The sequence below is a fragment of the Mycobacterium sp. IS-3022 genome, from assembly GCF_001500065.1.
In the GTDB taxonomy this organism is placed as follows: Bacteria; Actinomycetota; Actinomycetes; order Mycobacteriales; family Mycobacteriaceae; genus Mycobacterium.
In genome coordinates this window covers 30,408-57,391 of sequence record NZ_LQIN01000007.1, presented here as the reverse complement: position 1 = coordinate 57,391, position 26,984 = coordinate 30,408, and the positions used below count along the sequence as shown (strand labels likewise).

At 68.4% G+C, this 26,984-nt stretch carries 22 protein-coding genes; 15 read left to right on the top strand and 7 right to left on the bottom strand.

Annotated elements, in window-relative coordinates; translation table 11 throughout:
- Positions 1-24 precede the first annotated feature (24 nt).
- Positions 25-1,293 carry a DNA polymerase domain-containing protein gene (locus AU188_RS07445; protein ID WP_059163096.1) on the bottom strand — a complete coding sequence of 423 codons (1,269 nt, stop codon included), beginning with the start codon at positions 1,291-1,293 and terminating at the stop codon, positions 25-27.
- Positions 1,294-1,348: 55 nt separating this feature from the next.
- On the opposite strand from AU188_RS07445, the gene fadD2 reads away from it, so the two are divergent.
- Positions 1,349-3,028 carry a long-chain-fatty-acid--CoA ligase FadD2 gene (gene fadD2, locus AU188_RS07440; protein WP_059163095.1) on the top strand — a complete coding sequence of 560 codons (1,680 nt, stop codon included), beginning with the start codon at positions 1,349-1,351 and terminating at the stop codon, positions 3,026-3,028.
- A gap of 6 nt (positions 3,029-3,034) precedes the next feature.
- On the opposite strand, the gene AU188_RS07435 is transcribed toward fadD2, so the two are convergent.
- The 4 genes from AU188_RS07435 to AU188_RS07420 all read right to left on the bottom strand — a co-directional run bounded on the left by AU188_RS07435 (position 3,035) and on the right by AU188_RS07420 (position 7,830).
- A complete protein-coding gene (locus AU188_RS07435) occupies positions 3,035-3,346 on the bottom strand; it encodes a hypothetical protein (protein WP_059163094.1) in 312 nt (103 codons plus the stop codon).
- Positions 3,347-3,427: 81 nt separating this feature from the next.
- Entirely contained in the window at positions 3,428-5,644 is a 2,217-nt protein-coding gene (locus AU188_RS07430) for an acyl-CoA dehydrogenase family protein (protein WP_059163093.1), read from the bottom strand.
- 33 nt (positions 5,645-5,677) lie between these two features.
- Entirely contained in the window at positions 5,678-6,712 is a 1,035-nt protein-coding gene (locus AU188_RS07425) for a 2-hydroxyacid dehydrogenase (protein ID WP_172799422.1), read from the bottom strand.
- On the bottom strand, positions 6,688-7,830 hold the full coding sequence (locus tag AU188_RS07420) for an alpha/beta hydrolase (protein WP_059163092.1): 1,143 nt from the start codon (positions 7,828-7,830) through the stop codon (positions 6,688-6,690). Before AU188_RS07420 ends, AU188_RS07425 begins: the two co-directional genes overlap by 25 nt.
- Before the next feature lie 135 nt (positions 7,831-7,965).
- Here AU188_RS07420 and AU188_RS07415 point away from each other — a divergent pair, with 135 nt between their 5' ends.
- Positions 7,966-8,541 carry a VOC family protein gene (locus tag AU188_RS07415; RefSeq protein WP_059163091.1) on the top strand — a complete coding sequence of 192 codons (576 nt, stop codon included), beginning with the start codon at positions 7,966-7,968 and terminating at the stop codon, positions 8,539-8,541.
- 3 nt (positions 8,542-8,544) lie between these two features.
- Here the strand turns inward: AU188_RS07415 and AU188_RS07410 are convergent, their stop codons facing one another.
- Complete coding sequence (locus AU188_RS07410) at positions 8,545-9,159, bottom strand: TetR/AcrR family transcriptional regulator (RefSeq protein ID WP_059163090.1); 615 nt, start codon at positions 9,157-9,159, stop codon at positions 8,545-8,547.
- 79 nt (positions 9,160-9,238) lie between these two features.
- Between AU188_RS07410 and AU188_RS07405 the strand changes: the two genes are divergently transcribed.
- The 13 genes from AU188_RS07405 (at position 9,239) to eccE (ending at position 25,726) form a co-directional block, all read left to right on the top strand.
- On the top strand, positions 9,239-10,129 hold the full coding sequence (locus AU188_RS07405; protein WP_059163089.1) for an oxygenase MpaB family protein: 891 nt from the start codon (positions 9,239-9,241) through the stop codon (positions 10,127-10,129).
- Between the two features lie 38 nt (positions 10,130-10,167).
- A complete protein-coding gene (locus AU188_RS07400; RefSeq protein WP_059163088.1) occupies positions 10,168-11,082 on the top strand; it encodes a class I SAM-dependent methyltransferase in 915 nt (304 codons plus the stop codon).
- Positions 11,083-11,140: 58 nt separating this feature from the next.
- Positions 11,141-12,982 carry a type VII secretion AAA-ATPase EccA gene (eccA, locus tag AU188_RS07395; RefSeq protein ID WP_082686532.1) on the top strand — a complete coding sequence of 614 codons (1,842 nt, stop codon included), beginning with the start codon at positions 11,141-11,143 and terminating at the stop codon, positions 12,980-12,982.
- Entirely contained in the window at positions 12,979-14,544 is a 1,566-nt protein-coding gene (gene eccB, locus AU188_RS07390; RefSeq protein ID WP_059163086.1) for a type VII secretion protein EccB, read from the top strand. The genes eccA and eccB overlap by 4 nt, the downstream gene beginning before the upstream one ends.
- 61 nt (positions 14,545-14,605) lie before the next feature.
- Positions 14,606-18,580: a type VII secretion protein EccCa gene (gene eccCa, locus AU188_RS07385; protein WP_059163085.1), complete on the top strand. Its 3,975-nt coding sequence runs from the start codon at positions 14,606-14,608 to the stop codon at positions 18,578-18,580.
- Positions 18,580-18,888 (top strand): PE family protein, encoded by a 309-nt coding sequence (locus tag AU188_RS07380; protein WP_059163084.1) that lies wholly within the window; start codon positions 18,580-18,582, stop codon positions 18,886-18,888. The genes eccCa and AU188_RS07380 overlap by 1 nt, the downstream gene beginning before the upstream one ends.
- A gap of 2 nt (positions 18,889-18,890) precedes the next feature.
- Positions 18,891-20,402, top strand: a complete 1,512-nt coding sequence (locus tag AU188_RS07375; RefSeq protein WP_059163083.1) for a PPE family protein — start codon at positions 18,891-18,893, stop codon at positions 20,400-20,402.
- A 52-nt stretch (positions 20,403-20,454) separates the two neighbouring features.
- Positions 20,455-20,748 carry a hypothetical protein gene (locus AU188_RS07370; protein ID WP_059098700.1) on the top strand — a complete coding sequence of 98 codons (294 nt, stop codon included), beginning with the start codon at positions 20,455-20,457 and terminating at the stop codon, positions 20,746-20,748.
- Between the two features lie 29 nt (positions 20,749-20,777).
- Positions 20,778-21,068: a WXG100 family type VII secretion target gene (locus AU188_RS07365; protein WP_059098699.1), complete on the top strand. Its 291-nt coding sequence runs from the start codon at positions 20,778-20,780 to the stop codon at positions 21,066-21,068.
- Between the two features lie 6 nt (positions 21,069-21,074).
- Entirely contained in the window at positions 21,075-21,941 is an 867-nt protein-coding gene (locus tag AU188_RS07360; protein WP_059163082.1) for an ESX secretion-associated protein EspG, read from the top strand.
- Positions 21,942-22,009: 68 nt separating this feature from the next.
- A complete protein-coding gene (eccD, locus tag AU188_RS07355; RefSeq protein ID WP_059163141.1) occupies positions 22,010-23,395 on the top strand; it encodes a type VII secretion integral membrane protein EccD in 1,386 nt (461 codons plus the stop codon).
- Between the two features lie 10 nt (positions 23,396-23,405).
- A complete protein-coding gene (gene mycP, locus AU188_RS07350; RefSeq protein WP_059163081.1) occupies positions 23,406-24,812 on the top strand; it encodes a type VII secretion-associated serine protease mycosin in 1,407 nt (468 codons plus the stop codon).
- Positions 24,809-25,726, top strand: a complete 918-nt coding sequence (gene eccE, locus AU188_RS07345; protein ID WP_059163080.1) for a type VII secretion protein EccE — start codon at positions 24,809-24,811, stop codon at positions 25,724-25,726. The genes mycP and eccE overlap by 4 nt, the downstream gene beginning before the upstream one ends.
- Here the strand turns inward: eccE and AU188_RS07340 are convergent.
- Positions 25,713-26,909 (bottom strand): alpha/beta hydrolase family protein, encoded by a 1,197-nt coding sequence (locus AU188_RS07340; RefSeq protein WP_059163079.1) that lies wholly within the window; start codon positions 26,907-26,909, stop codon positions 25,713-25,715. The two genes, eccE and AU188_RS07340, sit on opposite strands and share 14 nt — an antisense overlap.
- Positions 26,910-26,984: the final 75 nt, after the last annotated feature.

Sequence of the window (26,984 nt, the reverse complement as noted above, 5' to 3'; positions counted from 1 at the left end):
CATTCGCGTCGGCTAGCAAACCCGTCAACCGCGGCGCATCCACTGGGGACCCGAATAGTTCTCCCAGGGGCTGTAGTCGGCAAGCAGCTCTTCCTGTGGGGGGCGCTGATTTTCGGGCACATGCTGCAGGTTGATCCGGATCCGATACCAGATCGAACTGGGTCCCCGCATTCCGTCGACGAGAACATCTGCGGGCTCTAGTTTTTCGGCTACCGACGGGTAACGTCGCCGCCATTGTTCGAGCGCGGCCATCGCCTCGTCCTTTGTCTTGGTGCGGGCGATCTCGATCAGCGGCTTCGACGACGTGCGGCCTGTGCCGCGGCGCCCGTCCTCACCGCCCGAACGCTTCGCCCCGCGCGGCGCCTTCTCTGCCGGGCCGAGCCGGTCGGCGAGATCGAGCAACGCGTCCAGCGAACCCGCCGAGTCGTCGATGCCCTCCCACGGATCGCCGGTTTCGGCGAACCGCTCCGGCACCGTCGCGATCGTGAACGCCTCCGGTCGGCAGCCGGGCACCTCACTCCACCGCAGGGGCGTGGACACCCGGGCATCCGGCGTCGCCCGCACCGAGTAGGCCGACGCGACGGTCCGGTCGAACGCGTTCTGGTTGAAATCGACGAAGACGCCCTCGCGTTCCTCCTTCCACCAGCGCGCGGTCGCGATGTGCGGCGTCCTGCGCTCTATTTCACGGGCGACCGCCTGCGCGGCCAGCCGAACGAACTTGAACGGCCACCGCCGCTGAATCCGCGCGTAGATGTGAAAACCCCGGGATCCCGATGTCTTCGGCCACGCCGTCAACCCGTGATCCTCGAGCACCTCCCGGGCGACCATCGCCACGTCGATGATCTGTGGCCACGCGACGCCGGGCATCGGATCGAGGTCGACGCGCAGCTCGTCGGGATGGGCCAGATCGTCCGACCGCACCGGATGGGGATTGAGGTCGACGCAACCGAGGTTCACCGCCCAGACCAGGCCGGCCGGACCGCGGATCACCGCTTCGGCGGCCGAGGTCCCGGACGCGTATTTCAGCTCGGCGACGTCGACGAAATCCGGCCGCTTCTGCGGCGCCCGTTTCTGGAACACCGCCTCCTCGGTGATGCCCTTGACGAATCGCTTGAGAATCATCGGCCGGTCCCGCACGCCGCGCAGGGCGCCGTCGGCGACGCTGATGTAGTAGTGCATCAGATCGGACTTGGTCACCCCGATCTCGGGGAAGACGACCTTGTCGGGGTTGGTGATCGGCACCCGTTGACCGTCGACCTCCAGATACTGGGCTTCCTGCCGCCGAGAGGCCATATCGTCATGCTAGTTTCCCGGTCGAAGTGCGACGCCGGTCACATATTGTGGGTCCATGGCCAGACTCACCGATCTCCCGTTGCAAGCAGTCGCGAAGGCTCAACAGCTCGTCGAACGCGGGTCGGCCGAGCTGCACTACGCCAGCAAGATGTTCGGCGCCGGCGCGTTCAAGATCGAACCGCCGCAGAACATCGCCGGGATGCTCGCCGACATCCGGCGCTGGGGCGAGTTCGGGATGATTCCCGCCCTCAATGCGCGTCGCACCCCCAACAGCACCGCGATCATCGACGACTTCGGCGAGATGACGTTCAAGGAACTCGACGACGCCGCGCACTCGGTGGCCAACGGCCTGCTGGAGAAGGGGGTCAAGGGAGGCGACGGGGTTGCGATCCTGGCCCGCAACCACCGGTGGTTCCTCGTCGCGCTCTACGGCGCCGCCCGCACCGGTGCGCGCATCATCCTGCTCAACAGCGAGTTCTCGGGTCCGCAGGTCAAGGAGGTGTCCGAACGCGAGGGCGCCAAGCTGATCATCTACGACGACGAGTACTGCCAGGCGGTGTCCAAGGCCGATCCGCCGCTGGGCAAGCTACGTGCGCTCGGTGTGAATCCCGACAAGGACGAGCCGTCGAACAGCACCGATGAGACCCTCGAGGACTTCGTCTCCCGTCACACCGGTAAGCCCGCGCCGAAGGCGACCAAGCACTCGTCGGTGATCATCTTGACCAGCGGTACGACGGGAACTCCCAAGGGCGCCAACAGAAGTACGCCGCCGACCCTGGCCCCGATCGGTGGTGTGCTCTCGCACGTGCCGTTCAAGGGTGGCGAGATCACGTCGCTGCCCGCGCCGATGTTTCACGCGCTGGGCTTTCTGCACGCGACGATCGCGATGATGTTGGGCACGACGTTGGTGCTGCGCAGGCGTTTCAAGCCCGCGACCGTGCTCGAGGACATCGAGAAACACAAGGTGACCGCCGTGGTGGTGGTGCCGGTGATGCTGTCGCGGATGCTCGACGCGCTCGACGGCATGGAGCGCAAGCCGGACCTGTCGTCGCTGCGGATCGTGTTCGTGTCGGGATCGCAGTTGGGCGCGGAGATGGCGCAGCGCGCACTCAAGATGCTCGGACCCGTCATCTACAACCTGTACGGGTCGACCGAGATCGCGTTCGCCACCATCGCGCGGCCCCAGGATCTGGAGAAGAACCCGGCCACCGTCGGCCCCGTCGTGAAGGGTGTGAAGGTCAAGATCCTCGACGACAACGGCAAGGAACTGCCGCAGGGCGAGGTGGGGCGCATCTTCGTCGGCAACTTCTTCCCGTTCGAGGGCTACACCGGCGGCGGGCACAAGGAGATCATCGACGGGCTGATGTCGTCTGGTGACGTCGGCTATTTCGACGAGGACGGCCTGCTCTACGTCAGCGGCCGCGACGACGAGATGATCGTCTCCGGCGGTGAGAACGTGTTCCCCGCCGAGGTCGAGGACCTCATCAGCGGTCACCCCGAGGTCGTCGAGGCCACCGCCCTCGGCGTGGAGGACAAGGAGTGGGGACACCGGCTGCGGGCCTTCGTGGTCAAGGCCGACGGCGCCTCGATCGGCGAGGACGACATCAAGCATTACGTCCGCGAGCACCTGGCCCGGTACAAGGTGCCGCGCGAAGTGGTCTTCCTCGACGAGTTGCCGCGCAATCCGACCGGCAAGATCCTCAAGCGTGAGCTCCGCGAAATGGAAGTGGAGTAGGCAGTCCTAGTCGGCCATCGCGGCCGCGCCCGGAATCGACAGGCACACCAGCATCAGCAAGAGCAGGAACCAGCCGGCCCCCTGCCACTGCACCCACTGGCCCTGTGCCTTCCACTCGCGGTAGGTCTTGACGAATGCGCCCAGCCCGCCGAGCAACAGGATCGCCGGCACGGTCGACGCACCCACCACCGAGGTCTTCGACACGACTGCGTAGATGACGAACGCGACGGCCGCCACCGCGACCACCACGGCCACATAGGTGGCGGCGGCGCGGAATGCGCTCGGCTTGTCCCAGCGCTTCTCGACATCGTTGGTCATGACAGCCGGGTTGCCTTCGGCCGGGTTGTTAAACGTGCGGCAGGCGCCGTCGGAAGCCGGGCTTACAACCGCCGAGCGCCGTTACGGGTCGCGAGGCAGTCCCAGCAGGCGTTCGGCGATGATGTTGAGTTGCACTTCGGTGGTGCCGCCGTAGATCGTGGTGGCCCGGCTGCCGAGCAGGTACTCCGACCACACGCCCGGCAACTCTTTCGGGTCGGCGACGGCGCCGTCGGTGCCGAACGTCGACACCGCGAATTCCGCGTAGCCCTGCCCGGTCTTCATCGACAGCAGCTTGGAGATCGCCGCGGCCGGCATCGGATCGCCGCCGGCGAGCGTCAGCAGCGTCGACCGCATGTTGAGCACCTTGGCCGCATGGCCCTCGGCGATCAGCCTGCCGGCGTGGTTCTGCTCGATCTGGTCGAACTGGCCGTCCCGGAGAAACTCGACGAACCCGTTGAGGTTGGCCAGGAACGGCGGCTCGCTGCTGCCGATCGACACCCGCTCGTTGGTGAGCGTGTTACGGCTGACCTCCCAGCCCCGGTTCACCTCGCCCAGCACCAGTTCGTCGGGGACGAACACGTCGTCGATGAACACCGTGTTGAACATCGCGTTGCCGGTGAGCTCGCGCAACGGCTTGACCTCGACGCCGTCGGTGGCCATGTCGAGCAGGAAATACGTGATGCCATTGTGTTTCGGGGCACTCGGGTCCGTGCGCGCGAGCAGCGCGCCCCATTGCGAGTATTGCGCGCCGGTGGTCCAGATCTTCTGTCCGGTGATGCGCCAGCCGCCGTCGACCTTGGTTGCCTTGGTGGTCAGGCTGGCCAGGTCCGAACCTGCGCCGGGCTCGGAAAACAGCTGACACCAGATCATTTCGCCGCGGAACGTCGGCGGCAGGAAGCGCTGCTGCTGTTCTTCGGTGCCGAACGCGACGATCGAGGGGATGATCCAGGCCGCGATGCCCATCTGCGGGCGTTTGACCCGGCCGGCCTCGAACTCCTGGGCGATGATGATCTGCTCGACGGGTCCGGCCGCACGGCCCCACGGTTTGGGCAGATGCGGCTGCACCCAGCCGCCCTCCGCGATCGCGACGGTGCGTTCCTCCCGTGGAATGTCTTTCAGCGCAGCGACTTCCGCACGGATCTCGTCGCGCAGCTTCTCGGTCTCCGGATCGAGGTCGATGTTGAGCTTGCGCATGCCGGTGCTGGTCGCGACGTCGACGACGTGCTGCGGGTAGTCGGCGTGGCGCCCGAAACCGGCCGCCAGCACCAGCGCACGGCGGTAGTAGACGTTGACGTCGTGCTCCCAGGTGAAGCCGATACCGCCGTGCACCTGGATGCAATCCTGGGCGCAGTGTTGCGCGGCTTCGGGTGCAAGGGTGGCCGCGACCGCCGCGGCGAACTCGAAAGAGCTTTCGGCTGAGCTGGTTTCGCGGAACTCGTCGATGGCCCGGGCCGCGTCCCAGACGGCGGCGGTGGCCCGCTCGGTGTCGGCGATCATGCCCGCGCACTTGTGCTTGATGGCTTGGAACTGGCCGATGGGCCTGCCGAACTGCTCGCGGATCTTGGCGTACTCGGCCGCGGTGTCGGTGGCCCACCGGGCGACGCCGATGCATTCAGCGGACAGCAACGTCGAGATCAGTGCGAGGGCCAGCGGGCGGCTCAGGTTGCTCAGCACCCGGTCGTCGCCGACCTCGACGGCGTTCGCGCGCACGTGGGCCACCGGCCGCAGCGGGTCCAGGCTCTTGACCGGTTCGATCTCCAGTTCCGCGGCGTTCAGGACCACCCATTTGTAACCGCTGGTTCCTTCTTCCAACCCGGCGACCGGCAGCACCAGCACCGAGGCCTGCTCTGCGGCGGCCACGGCGCGCACCTCGCCGCGGATGACCAGACCCGCGGCGTCGTCGTCACCGTGCCGGGTGGCGGTCAGCCCGGAGTCGATGGCGTAGGCCGCGATCGTCGCGCCGGAGGCCAGGTCGTTCAGGACCGCGGCCTCGGGATCGTGCGCGGCGATCAGCGCGCTGGCGATCGCCGACGGCACGAACGGCCCCGGCATCGCGCCGTAGCCGAACTCCGCGACGACGATCGCCAACTCGAGGATGCCGAAGCCTTGTCCGCCAACGCCTTCCGACAGGTGCACGCCCTGCAGGCCCTGCTCGGCGGCGCCCCTCCAGTAGGGCGGCGGATTCGGGATTGGTGTCTCCAGCGCTTCGTGCAGCACCTCCGACGGTGCCACCCGCGCGACGAAGGACCGTACCGAATCGGCCAGGTCGTTGTGCTCAGGGTTGATGGCGATGGGCATACCTACACCTCTTTGTGACTGGGCTGGGACGGGTCATTCCCTATTAACCGGTCGGTTGGGAAACACGATACCGTTCACGACGTTGGCCAGCTCCCGGCCGTCCCGCAGGCGGCGGCAGTTGTCCAGCGCGAATTCCAGGTACCGCCGCATCGTGTCGGCGGTGTACCAGCTGACGTGCGGCGTCAGCACCACATTGTCGAGTTGCAACAGCGGGTTGTCGGCCGCGACCGGCTCGGTCGCGAAGACGTCGAGGCCCGCGCCGGCCAGGTGGCCTGCACGCAGCGCCTCGACCAGGGCCACCTCGTCGACGATGGCGCCGCGGCTGGTGTTGACCAGCACGGCGTCGGGCTTCATCAGCGACAGCGCCGCACGGTCGAGCATGCCCGCGGTGCGGTCGGTCAGCGGGAGATGCAGCGAGACGATGTCACTGGCGGCCAGCAGGTCGGGTAGCGCTCGCCAACCGGGATGACCGTCGTCGCGGGTGCTGGTGTGCAGAATCTGATCGGGCGGGGTGCCCATGGCCAGCACGATTCGCTCCACCCGCTTGGCGATGTTGCCGTAGCCGACCAAACCGACGGTGCAGCCGCCGATGTCACGCACGGTTTCGCCCAGGCACGGGTCGGACGGCCAACCCCGGCCCGCGCGGGTGGCGCTGTCCAGTTCGGTCAACCGGCGCAACGCGGCCAGCATCAGCAGCACGGTCCCTTCGGCGACCGAGGGGGCGTTCGCGCCGGGCATGTTCGCTACCGCGATCCCGTGGCCGGCCGCGAAGTCCACGTCGACGGTGTTGACCCCGGCGCCCAGCTTGTGCACCAGCAGGCAGCGGCCGGCCTTGGCGAGGTCCTCGCCGGAGATCGGCCGCAAGACGTGCCAGATCACCTCGGCCTCGGGCAGCTCGCGGTAGAAGGTGGCGTCGTCATCCTCTGCGCAGTAGCGGATGTCGAGCCAATCAGCCTCCGGGGCAACGAAATCGAACACCTTCGGACCAGGGTCGAAATGGGCGAGGACTCGTAGCGTTGCGCGCTCGCGCGAGTCGTCGACGGCTAGCGCCACCGCTTGGCGATCCACTTGGCGATGGTATCGGCTTGCTCACTGCGGGCCCCGGGAGTGGTGAAGTAGTGGTCGGTGTCGATCGAGCATTGCACCTTGTCGGCGCTGGCCAGTGCGTCGAAGATGTGCTGCGCATCTGACGGGTACACCCCGGTGTCCTGATCGGCGTTGATGACCAGCGCAGGGCACGTGATCCGGTTGAGGTGTGGTTCGGCACGCGTCTGCGCATGCCGCAGGCTCCACATGCCGATCCAGTTGCGCAGCGTGCACGCTGCCGCGATGCCGCGCGCGGATCGGTTGGCCTGCACCGGCACTCCGGCGTAGCACATGTTCGGGGGCCGCTTCGTCGGTTCCAGGGTGGGATCCACCATGCGCGGGTCGGCCCACGTGCGCAGCACCGTGAAGGGGCGGTCGGAGAAACCCGCCGCCTGCACGCGCTCGAGCTCTGCTTCGGCCCAGTCGGTGATCGCCTCATTGCGTGCGACCTGGGCGGCCCGGTAACGCTCGACGAAATCTTCTGAGTACGGCGGGCCGTTGTGTTCGTCGAACAGGTCGAGTTCGGGATCGCTTGCCACCGGATCGGTTTCGTCGACGACGGCACCGTCCATCCATGCGGTGAGCACGTCGGGGCGACCGGGGTGTGCGGCGGTCGAGACGTAGCCGTCGGCGGGCGGCAGGTCGGTGAGCCCGGCCGCCGGGCGCATGCCGGCAAGCGGTGCCACATGCGGGTCGACGGCCTGCGCCTGGTATGCCGCCATCAACGATCCGCCGCCGGAGTTGCCAAGCAGAACAACGGTTTCCACGCCCTGGACCTCGCGCAGCCAGCGCACCCCCACGCCGATGTCGACGAGCGCGTGGTCGAGCAGGAAGCTGCTCTCGAACCCGCGATACCGCGTGTTCCAGCCCAGGAAGCCGATGCCGCGGGTGGCCATGTAGTCGGCGAGATAGTGCTCGGAGAAGTCGATCTGGTAGTGCGTGGCGATCATCGCGACCTTCGGCTTGCGGCCCAAACCGCGGTGATAAAGACCTTGGCACGGATGTCCGCCGGCGCCGGCGCGGCGGGCGGTGGGGGAGTCAACACCGATGAACTCGCGCATGACGCCCGGCGTTGCGGCGTTCGAGGACGTCTTGCTCATACGGCCCCCCGACGGTACATCCACGTTAGAGATGGTCCCGAATTCGGGCCCGTCCGTTCGTCATTGCTCGAGCTTGAACCTGATGCTAAATTCAGTTTGCGTTTCTGGCCAGAGATTCGCCCGAGGAGGCGCCAGATGATCAGGCCCGACAATCCGAACTCCGAATTCGAACTCGGCGGAATCAATCATGTGGCGCTGGTGTGCTCGGACATGGCGAAGACCGTCGACTTCTACAGCAACATCCTCGGCATGCCGTTGATCAAGTCGCTGGATCTGCCGGGCGGCATGGGCCAGCACTTCTTCTTCGATGCGGGCAACGGCGACTGCGTCGCGTTCTTCTGGTTCGCCGACGCCCCGGACCGGGTGCCCGGCATCTCCTCGCCCGAGGCCATCCCCGGTATCGGCGACATCGTCAGCGCGGTCAGCACCATGAATCACCTGGCTTTTCACGTGCCCGCCGACAAGTTCGACGAGTACCGGCAGCGCCTCAAGGACAAGGGCGTGCGGGTCGGTCCGGTGCTCAACCACGACGAGAGCGAGGCGCAGGTCTCGCCCACCGTGCACCCCGGCGTCTACGTCCGTTCGTTCTACTTCCACGATCCCGACGGCATCACGCTCGAATTCGCTTGCTGGACGAAGGAATTCACCGACAGCGACGCTCAGGCGACGCCCAGGACGGCCGCCGACCGCCGCCCCAAGGTCACCGCCTGACGGTCAGGTCTCGCTTCTCGGCGGAACCGCCAGGTGGTCGAGCAGCGCGGCCAGGTGGTCGACCAGTTGAGCGTCGTCGAGTTCGATGTCGCCGTCCAACCAGGCCGTGATGGTCTGCGTGACACCACCGACCACGAAATGGGCGGCCGCCTTGGTCTGGGAGTCCCGCTGTGCGCCCATCTCGCTCGCGGTCTGAAAGGTCAGCATGACCATGAGCGCGAAGGACTCGGCACGCTTGCGGAGCACCACTCCGTTGGACAGCCGTGAGCTGAAGACCAGTCGCCCGACACGGTTGTCGGCGGCGATGCTCTGCACGATGTTGGCCATGGCGGCGCGGTTCTTCTCGCCGGCGGGGGCGGCTGCGACGGCTGCTTGCGTCGTCGTGGCGATGCGGCCGATCACCCAGTCGTAGACCTGGCCGATCAGGTCGTCCTTGTCGCTGAAGCTCTCGTAGAAATAGCGCACGCCCAGACCGGCCTGTGCACAGATGGCGCGAACCGTCAGTTCCGCGGGGTCGCCGGTACCGAGCAGGTCGAGGCCCGCCTCGAGCAGTCGGCGCCTGCGGTCCGCGAGGCGCTCGGCCGCCTCGACGCCGCGGTACGGCCTGACCTGTGCCATGCCGCCATCTTGACACCCGTCCAGGGCAGGGGCAAGATCAGGAAACAGATGTTCTCACTTTTGCGCGATAGGGGTGTAGATGGTTTCCGAGCCGATCGACCACGTCGGACGTGCGGTCAACGACGCGCCCCTGCCCGGGCGCCCGTTGCGGCGCAACGTCGGGCCCGAGGACGCGATGCTGGGCATCGGGCTGCTCTCCGGGGCCGCGAACGTGATCATGGAACTCGCGCGGCCGGGGGTCGGATACGGCGTGAAGGACAGCCGTGTCGAAAGTGGCCGCGCGGACAGGCACCCGATCAAGCGGGCGCGGACCACGTTCACGTACCTGGCCGTGGCGCTCGCGGGCAGCGACGAACAGAAGGCGGTGTACCGTCGCGCGGTCAACCGGTCGCACGCCGAGGTGTACTCGCTGCCGGACAGCCCGGTCGAATACAACGCGTTCAACAAGGATCTCCAGCTCTGGGTGGCCGCCTGCCTGTACAAGGGGTTCGTCGACGTGTTCCGGATCTTCGTCGGCGAGATGGACGATGAATCCGCAGACCGCCACTACCGGGACGCCGCCGCGCTCGGCACGACGCTGCAGGTGCCCGCCGAGATGTGGCCCGCGGACCGCAAGGCGTTCGATGAGTACTGGCAAGAGTCGCTGGACAAGGTGCACATCGACGCCGCGGTGCGCGAGTACCTGTGGCCGATCGCGGCGGGCCGGCTCGGCGACGTCAAGGCGCCGGCGTGGCTGCAGCGGCGGACCGACGCCGTCAACCTCTTCATGACGACCGGCTTTCTGCCCCAGCGCTTCCGCGACGAGATGGGGTTGCCGTGGGATGCGGCCAGACAGCGCCGGTTCAACCGGGTGATGCGGACGCTGGGCCGGGTCAACAACGTGATGCCGCGCTTCGTCCGGCAGTTTCCGTTCAACGTGCTGCTCAAGGATCTGGACTGGCGCGTCCGCACCGGCCGCCCCCTGGTGTAGCGAGCCCACTGTCGGAATCTCGGCGTAGAAACAACTGCATGCGTACTGATGACGACACCTGGGACATCACCACAAGCGTCGGCTCGACGGCGTTGTTCGTCGCCGCCGCCCGTGCGCTGGAGGCGCAGAAGTCCGACCAGGTCGCGGTCGATCCGTTCGCCGAGGTCTTTTGTCGCGCCGTAGGCGGCGAGTGGGCGGACCTGCTCGACGGCCGGGCACCCGAGCATGCGCTCAACACAGAGTTCGGCGTGGACTTCGTCAACTTCCAGGCGGTGCGCACCAAGTACTTCGACGACTACTTCCGCGCCGCGGCCGCAGCGGGCGTTCGGCAGATCGTCCTTCTGGCCGCCGGGCTTGACACGCGCGGGTACCGACTCGACTGGCCCGACGGCACCGTACTTTTCGAGTTGGACCAGCCGCAGGTGCTCGAATTCAAGCGGCAAACGCTCGCCGGACACAGCCCGCGGGCCGAACGCAGGGAGATCGCGGTCGACCTGCGCAACGACTGGCCGCAAGCGCTGAGGGGCCACGGGTTCGACGCGGCCAAGCCGTCCGCCTGGATCGCCGAGGGACTGCTGATCTATCTACCCGCCGCCGCTCAACGGCAGCTGTTCACCGGTATCGACGCCCTGGCCGCACCCGGTAGTCACGCCGCCGTGGAGGAAGCGGCGCCGATGGACGCCGCCGCGTTCGAGGCCAAGAGGGCCGAAGAGCGGGCCACGGGCGGGGACGACACGTTCTTCAACCTGGTCTACAACGAACAGCACGAGCCCGCCGCGAGCTGGTTCGGCGCCCGCGGGTGGCGCACCGAAGCCACCCCACTCCCGGACTGGCTGCGCGGGAACGGTCGGCCGGTGCCGGCGGACGATTCCGGGGCCGCCGTGATGGTCAGCACGATCAGCCTGGTCAGCGCCGTCAAAGAGGGAAACGGCTCACCGGCTGAAGCAAAATAGGTGCGTCTGTACAAGTTAGCTTAGTCAATGCTAACTTCGGGCGGAAAGTTAGCCTGCGATGACTACGGGGAGATCACGGCGCGTGCCGCTACCAACCGATTTTGCTGCGACTTCGCGCGTCGATCACGACGTGGTGAGTCGGTTCGCCACATGTTGCCGAGCCCTGGGGCTCTCCGTGCACGACCGCCGCCGTCCGCCCGATCCCGCCGCAGCCCGCGCCGGTTTCGCCGAACTCACCCGCATCGCCCGCGAACAGTGCGATGCCTGGACCGGGCTCGCCGCGGCGGGTGACACCAGCGCGAAGGTCGTTGAAGCCATCTGGCGCACCGTCGCCACGGCGGGGGTGCTGCAACGTCACGTGCAACTCACCGAGGGCGATCTGGCGTTCACCTACGACACCGGGCTCTACCTCAAGTTCTCGGCGTCGGCTCCCGACGACTTCCAGCTGGCCTACGCCGTCACGCTGTGCGACGCCGGCGACTATTCCGCGGCCGACGAACTGGTGGAGCCGCTGATCACCAGGCGCCCCGGCTGGTTCGAGGCGCGGTGGGTGCGGGTCGCGATGTACTACCGGGCCGAGCGCTGGTCCGACGTGGTGCGGCTGCTCACCCCGATCGTCAACGACAAGAAGCTCGACGAGACGTCGGCACACGCCGTGCGCGTGACGCTCGGCATTTCACTGGCCCGCCTCGGCATGTTCGCCCCGGCGCTGTCATACCTCGAAGAGGCCGGCGGGCCTGTCGATGTCGCGACGACGGACGGCACGCTCGTCAAGGCGCTGTGCCTGCGCGCGCAGGGCGAAGAGCTCGACGCCGCCGATGTGCTCGCCGAGCTCTACGCCGCCAACCCGGAGAACGAGCAGATCGAGCTCGCGCTGTCGGACACCTCCTACGGCATCGTGACCACCACGGCCGCGCGCATCGAGGGCCGCTCCGATCCGTGGGATCCCGCTACCGAACCATCCGAAGCCGACTTCGTCGACCCCGGCGCCAAGGAACGCAAAGCGCACCTATTGGTCGAAGCCGAGGCCGAGCTCGCCGAGTTCATCGGCCTGGAAGAGGTCAAGTATCAGGTTGCGCGCCTGAAGAGTTCGGTCGCGATGGCGATCCGCCGCCAAGAGCGCGGGCTGACGGTGGCCCAGCGCACCAACCACCTGGTGTTCGCGGGCCCGCCCGGTACCGGTAAGACCACGATCGCGCGCGTCGTCGCCAAGATCTATTGCGGGCTGGGCATTCTCAAGAAGGAGACCGTCCGCGAGGTGCACCGCGCCGACCTGATCGGTCAGCACATCGGTGAGACCGAAGCCAAGACCAACGCGATCATCGACAGCGCGCTCGACGGCGTGCTGTTCCTCGATGAGGCCTATGCGTTGGTGTCGACCGGCGCCAAGAACGACTTCGGCCTGGTCGCCATCGACACGCTGCTGGCACGGATGGAAAACGACCGCGAGCGGTTGGTCGTCATCGTCGCCGGTTACCGCAAGGACCTCGACGCGTTCCTCGACACCAACGAGGGTCTGCGGTCCCGCTTCACGCGCAGCATCGAATTTCCCTCGTACTCACCACATGAACTGGTCGAGATCGCGATGCGGATGGCCGAGAAGCGCGACAGTGTCTTCGAGCCGGCCGCACTTGCCCACATGGAAGCGTTGTTCGGCCAATTGGCCGCGGCCACAACGCCGGACGCCACCGGGATCGAGCGGCGCAACCTGGACATCGCCGGTAACGGCCGGTTCGTCCGCAACCTGGTCGAGCGTTCCGAGGAGGAGCGCGAATACCGACTCGACCACTCCGATTCCGAAGACTTCACCGATGACGAGCTGATGACCATCACCGACGAAGACGTCACCAAGTCCGCCATTCCGCTGCTGCGTGGCCTCGGCCTGGCGGTGCCCGAATGAGCACTCCCGACAACTCCAATCGCCGCGCGTTCGCCTCGCGGACACCGACCAACGAGAACCCCGACCGGGTCGTGTACCGCCGCGGGTTCGTCACCCGTCATCAGGTCACCGGATGGCGATTCATCATGCGGCGCATCGCATCCGGCGTCGCCCTGCACGACACCCGCATGCTCGTCGACCCGCTTCGCACGCAGACCCGCTCGGTGCTCGTCGGCGCCCTGGTGCTGATCACCGGGCTGGCAGGGTGTTTCGTCTTCTCGCTGATCCGGCCCGGCGGCGTGGCGGGCAACGACGCGATCCTGGCCGAGCGCACCACCTCGGCGCTCTACGTCCGCCTCGGTGAGCAGCTGCACCCGGTGCTGAACCTGACATCCGCACGCCTGATCGCGGGCCGCCCGGACAACCCCTCGCAGGTCAAGACAAGCGAGATCGACCAGTTCCCCCGCGGCAACCTGCTCGGCATCCCCGGCGCGCCGGATCGCATGGTGCAGAACACGACCCGGGACGCCGACTGGACGGTGTGCGACGGGGTTTCAGGACCCGCCGTCGGTGTCACGATGATCGCCGGCCCGTTGGCCGACGGTGGCGAGCGCGCCGCACCGTTGCCCGACGACCAAGCGATTCTGGTGTCGAACCCGAGCGGCCCCAACGCCGGCACCTGGTTGCTGTGGGACGGCCGTCGCAGCCCGATCGACATGAACGACCGCGCGGTCACCAGCGCGCTGGGCTTCGGTACCGAGCCCGCCGTCGCCCGTCCGATCGCACCGGGGCTGTTCAACGCGGTGCCCGAAGCGCCCGCGCTGAGCCCGCCGGCGGTTCCTGGCGCAGGAGAACCGCCGCGTTATCCGCTGCCGGTGCCCGCACCGGTCGGTGCGGTGGTGGCCGCCTTCGCCGCCGACAACACGCTGCGCCATTACGCGGTGCTCAGCGAAGGCCTGCAACCGATTTCACCGGTCGTCGCGTCGATCATGCGCAACGCGAACTCGTTCGGGCTCGACCAGCCGCCGAGGTTGGGCGCCGATGACATCGCGCGTCTGCCCGTCGCGAATGTCATCGACACCGCCGCGTATCCGAGTGAACCGCTCACGCTCGTCGACGCCGCGGACGCGCCGTTGACATGCGCTCGGTGGACGCGGCCCGCCGACGCCACCAGCGCAACGCTGGACCTCCGGTCCGGTGTCACACTGCCGGTATCCGAGGAACTGCGCGCCGTCCCACTGGTCGGAGCCGGCTCGGGCACCACCGCGAACCGCGTAGTGCTGACGCCTGGTCGCGGCTACCTGGTCCAGACGGTCGGCCAGGACGGCGGGGGTGCGTCGACCCCACCCGTCGGGGGCGCCTCCTTCTGGCTCAGCGATGTCGGGGTCCGCTACGGCCTCGACGAGGACGGTGACCAAAAAGCCATCTCCGCGCTCGGGCTGACCCCGCCCGCGGTTCCGATTCCATGGTCGATGCTGAGCCAGTTCGCGCCAGGTCCAACGTTGTCGCGCGCCGACGCGCTGTTGGCCCATGACGCGCTCGCCGCCGACCCCCGCCCCGCCGTCGTGAGGGAGAAGCCGTGAGCGCAGCTTGCAAGCGAACCATCAGCACAGAACACGCCGGGCGCCCCTGCGAGGCCGGCGCGTGAGTCGGCTCATTTTCGAGGCGCGTCGCCGCATCCCGGTGCCGACGACGCGCAAGGGCACCATCACCATCGAGCCGCCGCCGGAACTGCCGCGGGTCGTGCCGCCGTCGCTGCTGCGGCGGGTGCTGCCGTACCTCATCGTCATCCTGATCGTCGGCATGATCGTGGCGCTGGTGGCCACCGGCATGCGGCTGATCTCGCCGACGACGCTGTTCTTTCCGTTTGTCCTGCTGCTGGCCGCCACCGCGCTCTACCGCGGCACCGACAACAAGATGCGCACCGAGGAGGTCGACGCCGAGCGCGCCGACTACCTGCGCTACCTCTCGGTGGTTCGCGACAACGTGCGCGCACACGCCGCCGAGCAGCGCGCCGCACTCGAGTGGTCGCACCCGGATCCGGGCCTGCTCATCGACGTCCCCGGTACGCGCAGGCAGTGGGAGCGCGATCCGCACGATCCGGACTTCCTGGTGGTGCGCACCGGACTGCACGACGCCCCGCTCAACGCGACGCTGCGGGTGAAGGACAGCGCGGACGAGGTCGACCTGGAACCGGTGTCGCACAGCGCGTTACGGGGACTGCTCGACGTGCAGCGCACGGTACGTGCGGTCCCGACGGGCATCGACCTGGGCAAGGTCTCCCGCATCACGGTGCTCGGCGAGCCGGACGACGTCCGCGGGGCACTGCGCGCCTGGATCACCCAGGCGGTCACCTGGCACGACCCGGCGGTGCTTGGCGTCGCACTGCTCGCGCCGGACATCGAGAGGGACGACTGGTCCTGGCTGAAGTGGCTGCCGCACAACGACATTCCTGGGTCCGTGGACGGCGCCGGACCGGCCCGCTACCTGGCGTCAGATATCGCTGAGCTGCGCTCGCTGCTCGCGCCAGCGCTCGACGACCGGCCGCCTTTCGGCAACGCCGACGAAGCGGGAGCCAAGCACCTGCTCATCATCGTCGACGATCCCGATGTGGATCCCGGCGCGCTGGTCCCGCCGGGCGGACTGGCCGGTGTGACGCTGGTGCAGCGGATCGCCGAACCGCCGCACCGCGAGCAGTACCCCGACCCGGAGCGGCCGATCCTGCAGGTGAGCGACGGTCAGCTGCGGCGTTGGCAGACCGGCGGTTGGCAGCCATACGTCGACGCCGCCGACCAACTCGACGTCGCCACCGCCCGGCACATCGCACGCCGGCTGTCGAGGTGGGACTCGAATCCGAGCCACGCGCGGACCGCCAGCGCAGGCGTCGCGACGTTCTCGACACTGCTCGGCATCCCGGACGCCGCGGCGCTGGACGTGGCCAGCCTGTGGGCGCCCCGGGCGCGCGCCGACGAACTGCGGGTGCCCATCGGGGTGACCGCGACGGGCGAGCCGCTCATCTTCGACCTCAAGGACGAGGCGGAGGGCGGCATGGGCCCGCACGGCCTGATGATCGGCATGACGGGTTCGGGCAAGTCGCAGACCTTGATGTCGATCCTGCTGTCGCTGTTGACGACTCACTCCGCAGATCGGCTGATCGTGATCTACGCCGACTTCAAGGGTGAGGCCGGGGCGGACATCTTCCGTGACTTCCCGCAGGTGGTCGCCGTCATCTCGAACATGGCCGAAAAGCGTTCGCTGGCTGACCGATTCGCCGACACACTGCGCGGTGAGGTGGCGCGCCGTGAGCAACTGCTGATGGAAGCCGGCCGTAGGGTGCAGGGCAGCGCGTTCAACTCGGTGCTCGAGTACGAGGCCGCCATCGCGGCGGGTCACGACCTGCCGCCGTTGCCCACGCTGCTCGTCGTCGCCGACGAGTTCTCACTGATGCTGTCCGATCACCCGGAGTACGCCGAGCTGTTCGACTACGTCGCGCGCAAGGGCCGTTCGTTCCGCATCCACATCCTGTTCGCGTCGCAGACGTTGGACGTGGGCCGGATCAAGGACATCGACAAGAACACCTCCTATCGCATCGGGCTCAAGGTGGCCAGTCCGGCCGTCAGCCGCCAGATCATCGGTGTCGAGGATGCGTTCCACATCGAGGCGGGTCCCGAGCACAAGGGTGAGGGTTTTCTGGTGCCGACGCCCGGTGCGATGCCGGTCAAGTTCCGCAGCACCTACGTCGACGGCATCTACGACCCGCCGCGGATCGAGAAGTCTGTTGTCGTGCAATCGGTTCCGGTGCCGCAACAGTTCACTGCGGGTCACGTGGAGGCCCCCGCCGACACCGTGGTCGTGTCCGATCCGGCCGCGCATGAGGACCGGCCGCCGCGCAAGCTCGTCGCCACCATCGGCGATCAGCTCGCGAACTACGGGCCCAAGGCGCCACGGCTGTGGTTGCCGCCGCTGGACGAGCCGATTCCGCTCGACGAGTTGCTCGCACGCGCCGACGTGACCGAACGCCAGTGGCGTTGGCCGCTCGGCGAGATCGACCGCCCGTTCGCGATGCGCCGCGACCCGCTGATCTTCAACGCCAGATCCGCTGCGGCCAACGTGTTGATCCACGGCGGCCCGAAGTCGGGTAAAACCACGGCGCTGCAGACGTTCATCCTGTCCGCGGCGGCGCTGCACTCCCCGCGCGACGTGTCGTTCTACTGCCTGGACTACGGCGGCGGCCAGTTGCGTCCGCTGGCAGACCTGGCACACGTCGGAAGCGTCGCGTCGCCGCTGGAACCCGAGCGCATCCGGCGCACGTTCGGTGAGCTCGAACAGCTGCTGCGGGCCCGCCAGGCACGTGGCCACTCGGGTAACGGTCAGCGCGACGAGTACGGCGAAGTTTTCCTGGTCATCGACAACCTGTACGCGTTCAGCCGCGACAACACCGACACCTTCAACACCCGAAATCCGTTGCTGGCGAAGGTGACCGAGCTGGTGAACACCGGGATGTCCTACGGCATCCACGTCGTGATCACGACGCCGAACTGGCTCGAGGTGCCGCTTGCGATGCGCGACGGCCTCGGTCTGCGCCTCGAGTTGAAGCTGTCCGACGCGCGTGACAGCAACGTGCGGATCACCGGTGCGCTGCGCCGGCCCGCCGAAGCGGTGCCCGCCGACCAGCCGGGCCGCGGCCTGACGATGGCCGCCGAGCACTTCCTGTTCGCGGAGCCGTCGCTGCGCGACATCCGGGTGATCAACGCCCGCCACCACGGTGTCACCGCGCCGCCGGTGCGGCTGCTGCCGCAGGATCTGGCGCCGGCCGCGGTGGCGCCGTTGTATCCGGCGCCGGAGCGCGTCGTCATCGGTCAGCGCGAGGAGGACCTCGCGGCCGTGTCGATGGCGTTCGACCAGAACCCGTTGCTGATGGTGTTCGGCGATGCCAAGTCGGGCAAGACGACGCTGCTGCGTCACGTGATCCGCACCGTTCGGGAGCACTCCACGTCGGACCGGGTCGCCTTCACGGTGATCGACCGTCGCCTGCATCTGGTCGACGAACCGTTGTTCCCGGACAACGAGTACACACCGAACATCGACCGGATCACTCCGGCGATGCTCGGGCTGAGCGCACTGCTGGAGAGGCGCCGCCCGCCGGCCGGCCTGTCCCCGCAGGAACTGAGCAGGTGGACCTACCAATCCGGTGAGGACGGCCACACCCACTACTTGATCATCGACGACGTCGACCAGATTCCGGACGCCCCGGCGGTCAGCGGCCCGTTCGTCGGACAACGGCCGTGGACCGGGATCATCGGATTGCTCTCGCAGGCAAGCGAACTGGGCCTGCGCGTGATCGTGACCGCGCGGGCCACCGGTTCTGCGCACGCCTTGATGACGGCACCGCTGCTGCGCCGGCTCAACGAGTTGCAGGCAGCCATCCTCATGCTGTCGGGCAACCCGCAGGACAGCGGCAAGATCCGGGGCCACCGGTTCCGCCGTCTGCCTGCGGGACGCGCGATGTTGCTGGACGATGGCGATGCTCCGACGTTCCTGCAACTTGTCAACCCGTTCGCCGACGCGGTCGCAGAGAGCACCGGCAACAACGGCACTAGTGGAAGGGAGTTCAACTGATGACTCTTCGCGTCGTTCCCGAGGGTCTGGCCGCGGCGGGTTCCGCCGTCGAGGCGTTGACGGCCCGATTGGCGGCCGCGCACGCCGCCGCCGCGCCATTGGTCAGCACGGTGGTGCCGCCGGCCGTCGACGCGGTGTCGCTGCAGACCGCCGCGGGCCTGAGCGCGCACGGCACGCAGCACAACACGGTGGCCGCGCAGGGCGTCGAGGAGCTGGGCCGCTCCGGCCTCGGCGTCGGACAGTCCGCCACCAGTTACGCCACCGGTGACGCCATGGCCGCTTCGACGTACCTGGTCGCCGGTAGCTGATCATGACGGCTCCGATCTGGATGGCGCTGCCTCCGGAGGTGCACTCGACCATGCTGAGCAGCGGGCCCGGGCCGGGTTCGCTGTTGGCGGCCGCGGGTGCGTGGCAGTCGCTGGCCGCCGAATACTCCTCCGCCGCAGCGGAGTTGACCGCCGTGCTGGGGGCGGTGCAGGGCGGCGCCTGGGAAGGGCCGAGCGCCGAGCAGTATGTCGCTGCGCATGCACCGTATCTCGCGTGGTTGGCCCAGGCCAGCGCCAACAGCGCGGCGTCGGCGGTTCAGCACGAGGCCGCCGCGGCGGCGTATACGACGGCGCTGGCGATGATGCCGACGCTGCCTGAGTTGGCGCTCAACCATGCCACGCACGCGGTGCTGACGGCGACGAACTTCCTGGGGATCAACACGATCCCGATCGCGTTGAACGAAGCCGACTACGTGCGGATGTGGATCCAGGCCGCGACGACGATGAGCACCTACCAGGCGGTGTCGGGAGCGGCGGTGGCGGCCACCCCCATGACGACACCGGCGCCGATGCTGTTGGCTCCCGGTGTGGGAGAGGCCGGTTCGGCCGCCGCCGATGCACAGCAGGCGTCGGCGATGGCCACCGCCGCCGACTCCGGTGCCGCACGGAATCTCGCGGACTCCATCGCACGATTTCTGCAGGAGCTTCAGAAGTTCTTCGAGGACTTGTTCGATTCTCTCAACGACTTCATGGGCAGCTTCCTCGCGTGGCTGTTGAATCCGGGGTCGGGAGCGGTGCTCTTATTCGTCCTCTACCAGGCGATCACGCAGCCGCTCGGATGGACCACGTGGTCGCTGATCTTCAGTGCTCCGATATTGCTGCCGATAATGATCGGCCTCATCGTCCAGGCACTGAACCCTCCGCCGATGGCTGTGCCCGCACCCGCGCCAGCACCTGCGGTCGCCCCTGTCCCGGCCCAGCCGGTCCCGGCGACGCGGGCCGAGAGCATGCCACCGGTCACCGCGGTGGCGCCGACCGTCGCCACTGGAACCGCCGCTCCGACAACGTCGGTCGGTGCCGGGTCGGCCCCCGCGGGCGCGCCGCCCGCCCCGGCGGCGGCAACTGCGGTGCCGTACGCGATCGCCGGCCCCGACCCGGACGAGGGCGTCTCCCCGACGTTCCGGGACGGTATCGGCGCCAAGGCGCCGGCGTCCGACATCGCGGCATCCGCGGCTGCGGCCGCCGCGGCATCGTCGTTGGCCAAACGCAAGGCTCGCCGCAAACGCCCACAGCCGATCCATCAACGCCAGTACGCCGACGCCTACATGGATTACGAGCCGGAAGACGACACCCCGCCGCCCGAACCGGTACGGCGCCCGCACGTGAGCGCATCGGAAAAGGGCGCAGGCGCAGTGGGTTTCACCGGTGCAGCGACCAAGTCCGACACCGAGCAGGCGACCGGGCTGACCGAGCTCGCCGGCGACTCCTTCGGCGGCGGACCCACCGAACCCATGCTGCCCAGCGACTGGGACCACAAGGGGGGAGAGCGCGACTGAACAGAGCTGAGCGAAACCCGAACCGCAGAACCACGATCCGAAAGGAAAATCCATGAGCCTCTTGGACGCTCACATCCCGCAACTCGTGTCATCCGAGGCTGCGTTCTCCGCGAAGGCCGCCCTGATGCGCAGCACCATGGCGCAGGCCGAACAGGCTGCCCAGTCGGCGCAGGCGTTCCACATGGGCGAGTCGTCGGCCGCCTTCCAGGCGTCCCACGCCCGCTTCATCGAGGTCTCCGCGAAGATCAACTCGCTGCTCGACATCGCCCAGGTCAATCTCGGCGACGCCGCGGGCACCTATGTCGCGGAGGATGCCGCGGCGGCCAGCACCTACACCGGTATCTGAACTTCGAACTGACCTAGAGGGAGAACCTGATGTCTCAGATCATGTACAACTACCCGGCGATGCTGGCCCACGCGGGCGAGATGTCCGGTTACGCGGGCGCTCTGCACGCCGTCGGCGCCGACATCGCCAGCGAGCAGGCGGCATTGGCCGGCGCGTGGCAGGGCGACACCGGCATGACGTACCAGGCGTGGCAGGCGCAGTGGAACGCCAGCCTCGAGGAACTGGTGCGCGCGTACCGCGCGATGGCCGCCACGCATGAACAGAACACGATGTCGATGAGCGCCCGTGACCAGGCCGAAGGCGCCAAATGGGGTGGCTGATCGGCGGTGGCAGTTAACGCAGTCGAGCTGACCGCGGAGCAGGCCTGGTTCGTCGCCGATGCGTCGGGCGCAGGGAACTATCCCTGGGTGCTGGCCATCACCCCGCCGTACAGCGATCACGCTGAGCGGCCGGCATTCGAGTCCAGGCTGTCGGCCGAACTGGTGGAGCTGGGCGTGATGACCGCGGACCGGGTCGTCGATCCCAATGTCCGGCAATGGGTTACGACGACGTGCCGGCCCCGGCGGTGGCTCGAGCTCAGATTCGTCCGCGGCTCCGGCAGCATGCTGCGCGGGCACGTCGCGCGCCGTGGCGAGCACACCGTCGTCGCGCTGCGCGGCGGCGGCCTCGTCACGCTCACCGCGTTGGACGTGGACCACCCGCAGGCGCTGGTGCCCATCCTGACCGCCGGGTTGTCGGGCCGGCCGCCGGCCAGCTTCGATGAGTTCGCCATCCCCGCGCGGATCGGTGCGCGTGCCGACGAGCAGCTGCGCAACGGCGCGACGCTGGACGACGTCGTCGAGTTCCTCGGCATCCCGCCGAGCGCGCGGGCCGCGGTGGAAGCCGCTTACGCGCCGGACCGCAGTTATGTGGAGATTGTCGCGGGCGATCACCGCGACGGTCACCGTGTCAGCACCGACGTCGGCGTCAGCGTCGTCGACACCCGGGAAGGCAGGGTCCTCGTGCACCCGTCGAAGGCGTTCGACGGCGAATGGGTGTCGACGTTCACCCCCGGCACGCCGCTGGCGATCGCGACGGCGGTCGAGCGGCTCACCGCAACGCTGCCCGACGGGGCGTGGTTCCCCGACCTGCAACTCACCCGAGACTTCGATTCAAACCAAAGAACGGAACCGCAATGGCAGACCATCCGATGACCGGCACCACCTCCCTGGCAACCATGCCGCCAGGACCGCCGGGGAGGACCGAGGCGTCCGCGCCGTCGATGCCGATCGTTCGTGTCGCCGTGCTCGCTGCGGGCGAGGCCGGCGGCCGAGTCACGGACATGGCGTTGCCTACCGAACTCCCCCTGCGCGAGATCCTGCCCGCGGTACGCCGGATGGCGATGCCCGCCGACGAGGAATACGACGACGCCGCACCGGTCGTGCTGTCGCTCGCCCCGGTCGGCGGCGCGCCGTTCAGCCTCGACGCGACCTTGAACACCGTCGGCGTCGTCGACGGCGACCTTCTTGCACTGCAGCCACTACCCGCCGGGCCCGCGGCACCGCGAATCGTCGAGGACATCGGCGATGCGGCCGTCATCTTCTCGGCCGCCCGCGAAAAGCCCTGGGGGGCGGCGCACATCGCTCGTGGCGCGGCGGCGGCCGTCGTCGCGCTGATCCTGGTTGCCACGACGTTCGCCGCTGTGCACAGTGAGGTCGTCGGCGGTTTCGTCGGCCTCATGGCGGTCAGCGGCATCGCGGTGCTCACGGTGCTGGCCGCGCTGCTCACCTGGGGCCGGTCACCTCGGCTCGGCACGGCGCTGGCCGTGACGGCGTTGGTGCCGATCGCCGTGGCCCTCGCGCTCGCGGTACCCGGCGAGTTCGGGCCGTCGCACGTGCTGCTGGCCGCCGCGGGCGTGACGGCTTGGTCGATCATGAGCATCGTCGTCGCCCAGCGCGCCATCGCGGTCTTCACGGCGGCAACCGTCGTCGGCACCGGCGCCCTGATCACCGCGGGCGCCGCGACGATCTGGACGCTGGACCACGTCGTCATCGGATCCGTGCTGGTGGTGCTGGCGCTGGTGGTCACGGTCCAAGCCGCCCAACTCTCCGCGTTGTGGTCGCGACTGCCGATGCCGGTGATTCCCGCCCCCGGTGACCCGACGCCGTCGGCGCCGCCACTCAAGGTGCTCGCGGACCTGCCGCGGCGGGTCCGGATCAGCGATTCCCACCAGACCGGCTTCATCGCCGGAGGGGTGCTGCTGAGCACCGCGGGCGCACTGACACTGGCTGCCCCGCAAGGTGTTTCGAGCTGGGCATGGTACGTCGTGGCCGCGGTTGCGCTGGGTTCTGTGCTGCGGGCGCGGGTGTGGGACTCCGCGCCGTGCAAGGCGTGGTTGCTGAGTCTGCCGTTCCTGCTGGCGATCTCGTTCCTCGTCGTGTTCGGTGTCGACGACCGCTACACCGCGGCGTGGTGGGCATTGGCGGCACTCGCGGGCTTGACGGCGGTGTGGGTGATCGCGGCGCTGTTCCCGCGGGTGGCGTTGCCCGACACCTATTCGCTGCCCATGCGCCGCCTGGTCGGTTTCCTGGCGTCTGCCGTCGACGCGTCGCTCATCCCCGTGCTGGCGTATCTGGTCGGACTGTTCGCCTGGGTGCTGAACCGATGAGGCATCGGTGATGCGCGACGGACTGCGCACCGTATTCGCCGCCACGGCGGTGGGACTGACCGTCCTGAGCATGAGTTGCCCGATGGCACAGGCGATCACACCGCCGCAAGTGGACCCGGCGGTGCCACCGCCGTCGGGTGCCCCCGGCCCCGTGCAACCGATGTCTCAGCGCGGTCCGTGCGTCAGCGCCGGTGTGCTGCCGGGCACCGATCCCGGTGCGCCCGGCCCGAACCGCGAGCTGCTCAACCTCGACGGCGCCTGGGAGTACAGCCGCGGGGACGGACAGGTCGTGGCCGTCATCGACACCGGTGTCCGGCCGGGCCCGCGGCTGCCGAACGTCGATCCAGGTGGAGACTTCGTCGCGGCCACCGACGGGCTGACGGACTGCGACGGACACGGAACCCTGGTGGCCGGGCTGATCGCCGGCCAGCCGGGGCCCGACGGGTTCTCCGGCGTGGCGCCCGGAGCCCGGGTGCTGTCGATCCGGTCCACCTCGGCGCGGTTCTCACCGACCGAATCGGTGGAGAACCAGGCCGTGGCCCGCGTCGCGCTCGACGTCGCGACGCTGGCCCGCGCGGTCGTGCGCGCCGCGGATCTGGGTGCGCGGGTGATCAACGTCTCCGCGGTGACCTGCCTGCCCGCCACCGAGACCGTGGACCAGAGTCAGCTGGGCGCGGCCCTGCGGTACGCCGCCGTCGAGAAGGATGCGGTGATCATCGCCGCGGCGGGAAACAACAAGGCGGGCCTCAACCCGGGTTCGGCATGCCCGTCGAACCCGTTGTCGGATCCCGCTCGGCCGGATGACCCGCGCAACTGGTCGGGCGTCACGTCGGTGTCGATTCCGTCGTCCTGGCAGCCGTTCGTGCTCTCGGTCGGGGCCCTGACCTCGGCGGGCCGGCCGGCGGATTTCACGATGGCCGGACCATGGGTGGACATAGCGGCGCCGGGGCAGGACATCGCGTCGGTCGGCAACGGAGACGGCGGCGGACTCGCGAACGCGTTGCCCGACGGCCAGGGCCGGCTGTTCCCACTGAACAGTTCGAGTTTCGCGGCGGCCTATGTGTCCGGTGTCGCGGCGTTGGTGCGCAGCAGGTTCCCCGAGCTGACCGCCGAACAGGTCCGGGACCGGCTCACGGCAGGGGCGCAGGGGGCGGCCCGGGCGCCGTCGAACCTGACCGGGTTCGGGCTCGTCGACCCCGTCGCCTCCCTGACCTGGGATGTGACCGCGGCCATCGACGACGACGCCGACCCCGAACCCCAACCGGTCGCCGCGCCGCCGGAGCCGCAGGCGCCCGATTCCACCCCGAAGGTCATCGCGTTCGCGGGTACCGGGGCGTTGGCGTTGATCGTGACCGTGACGGCGGCGGTGGCGGTGCACCGGCGACGGAAACTCGACAATCAACCGGAGGCATCGTGACCGTTCGAATTGCGTTGGCGTCGTTGGCCGTGGTGTTGGCGGCCATGGCGTACCCGTGGGAGTCCGCCACTGACTGGTGGATCCTGGGAATCGCGGCCGCAGTCGTGCTGGTGGTGTTCGCCTGGTGGCGTGGACAGTTCGTGACGACCATGATCGGCCGTCGGCTGGCGGTGTGGCGACGCAACCACTCGAAGCCGAAGGCGCAGAGGCCGGATCAGGTGACCGTGGTGCTGCGTGTCGACGGCCCGGCAGGCGTCGATGTGTCCCTGCCGTTGCTGGCCGGATACGTCGAGCGGTTCGGGGTCCGCAGCGAGAAGGTTCGGGTCACCAACCTCGATCAGGACGGTGTCCGCACCACCTGGATCAGCCTGACCCTGGACGCGAAGGCGAATCTGGTTGCCCTGCAGGCGCGTTCGCCGGAACTTCCGCTGCACGACACCGCTGAGATCGCCGGCCGGCGGCTCGCCGACCATCTGCGGGAGGCCGGTCTCGACGCCGCGATGGTCGAAGACACCGACGCGCCGTTGGGCGCAGCGCGGCGCGAGAAGTGGTCGGGGGTGTGCGATGACCGCGGATTCATCTCTGCCTACGGGATTCCGGTCGATGAGCGGTTGGGTGAGCGCCTCGCCGAGGTGTGGTCGCAGCAGGGTGAGACGTGGACCGCCCTCGAGTTCAGCGGCACCGCGGCGCAACCGGTCGTCGCGGCGGCGTGCGCGTTCCGCACCCCCGACGTGGTGCGCAAGGCGCCGTTGTCCGGGTTGACCGCCCGCCGTGGAATCCAACGGCCGTTGCTGGCTGCACTGGACCCCAAAGCCGTTGGCCGTCTAGGTGTTGCGGGCAAGCCGGTATCGAGTGCGCTGCTGGAGCAGATCGGTTGGCCGGCGGGAACGCGGTCCGAGTTCAGCCGAACATGAAGCCCTGCATGAACCGCGTCATCCGGCGCAGATAGTCGGGCTGGCTGACGTGCAGGATGTGGTTGCCGGGAAACCAGTGGAACGCGCAGCGGTCCCAGTGCTCCCATAGCATCTCGGCCTGCTCCGGCGGCGCCAACCGGTCACCGAGACCGGTGATGATCAACCTCCTGTCCTTCGGCACCAGCGGCGCGTAGTTCAGCGGCGACGAGAACCGGGTCGCAGCGCTGGTGAGCTCGGCGTCGGTGCCCGACAGCAGGTTACGCAACGCCACCACCTTGTTGGCTGGGAACCATTCGTCGACGGTCTGATCGGGCGCCACCACCGGGACGTTGGGGATGACGGCCTGGATGCGATCGTCGATGCCCGCGATCAGCGCCGCCGTATACCCGCCGAGCGACATCCCGGTCAAGGCGATGCGATCGACGCCGGTGAACTCGAGATAGTCCATGATCGAGCGGAAGTCATGCACCGACTGCGCCATCGCTTCGGCGAAACCGGCGAACCCGTTGGCGAAGAACCCGTAACCGCTGAAGGGCGAGCCCTTCTCGGCGCGGGGACCGTGAAAGGGCATGGTGTAGAGCAGGACGTCGTAACCGGATCGGAAGAACCACGGCAGGGAGAAGAACAGCCCGTTGAACAGATACGGCGAGCCCATGAACCCGTGGATCAGACACAGCGTCGGGTGCGGACCGTCGTCGTGCCGCCAGTGCTGGGCATGCACGACGTTGTTGCGCTCGAATCCTCGGCACTGTGGGCGCAACGCCGGGTTGATCGCCTCGAAGCTGCTGTTGAACCGGATGTTCTCGACGCGGCCCTTCGCTATCCACTCGGCGAGCGGGTTCGCGGTCCGCGAGGCGACCCGGGGGAGCGATGTCGGCGCCGGGAACGACTGCGCGGAATCCCTCGCGGCCGCCAGTTCGGCGTAGAACTGCAACTGCTCGCGCTCGGCGCGCGACTGCGACCGGCGCAGCCCGCCCGCCAGGGTCGGCAGCATCGTGGTCGCGAGCAGCGAGGCGATCGCGGTCCGCAGCGCGATGTCGGCGACGGCCGACGTGTCGACGATGAGCCGCTGGCGCAATGTGAGATCGGCACGGCGAGGAAGTCCGACGGTAGTGGCGTCCGCGCCGGGTACGTCGGGCACGGGAATTGGCGGATCCACCGGGTTGGCGTCCGATTGGTTCACGTCCGCATGGTAACCGGCGCCGGCGGTGCCAGACTGGCAACGTGCGGACGTTCTTCCCGTTTTCGCCGCATCGTC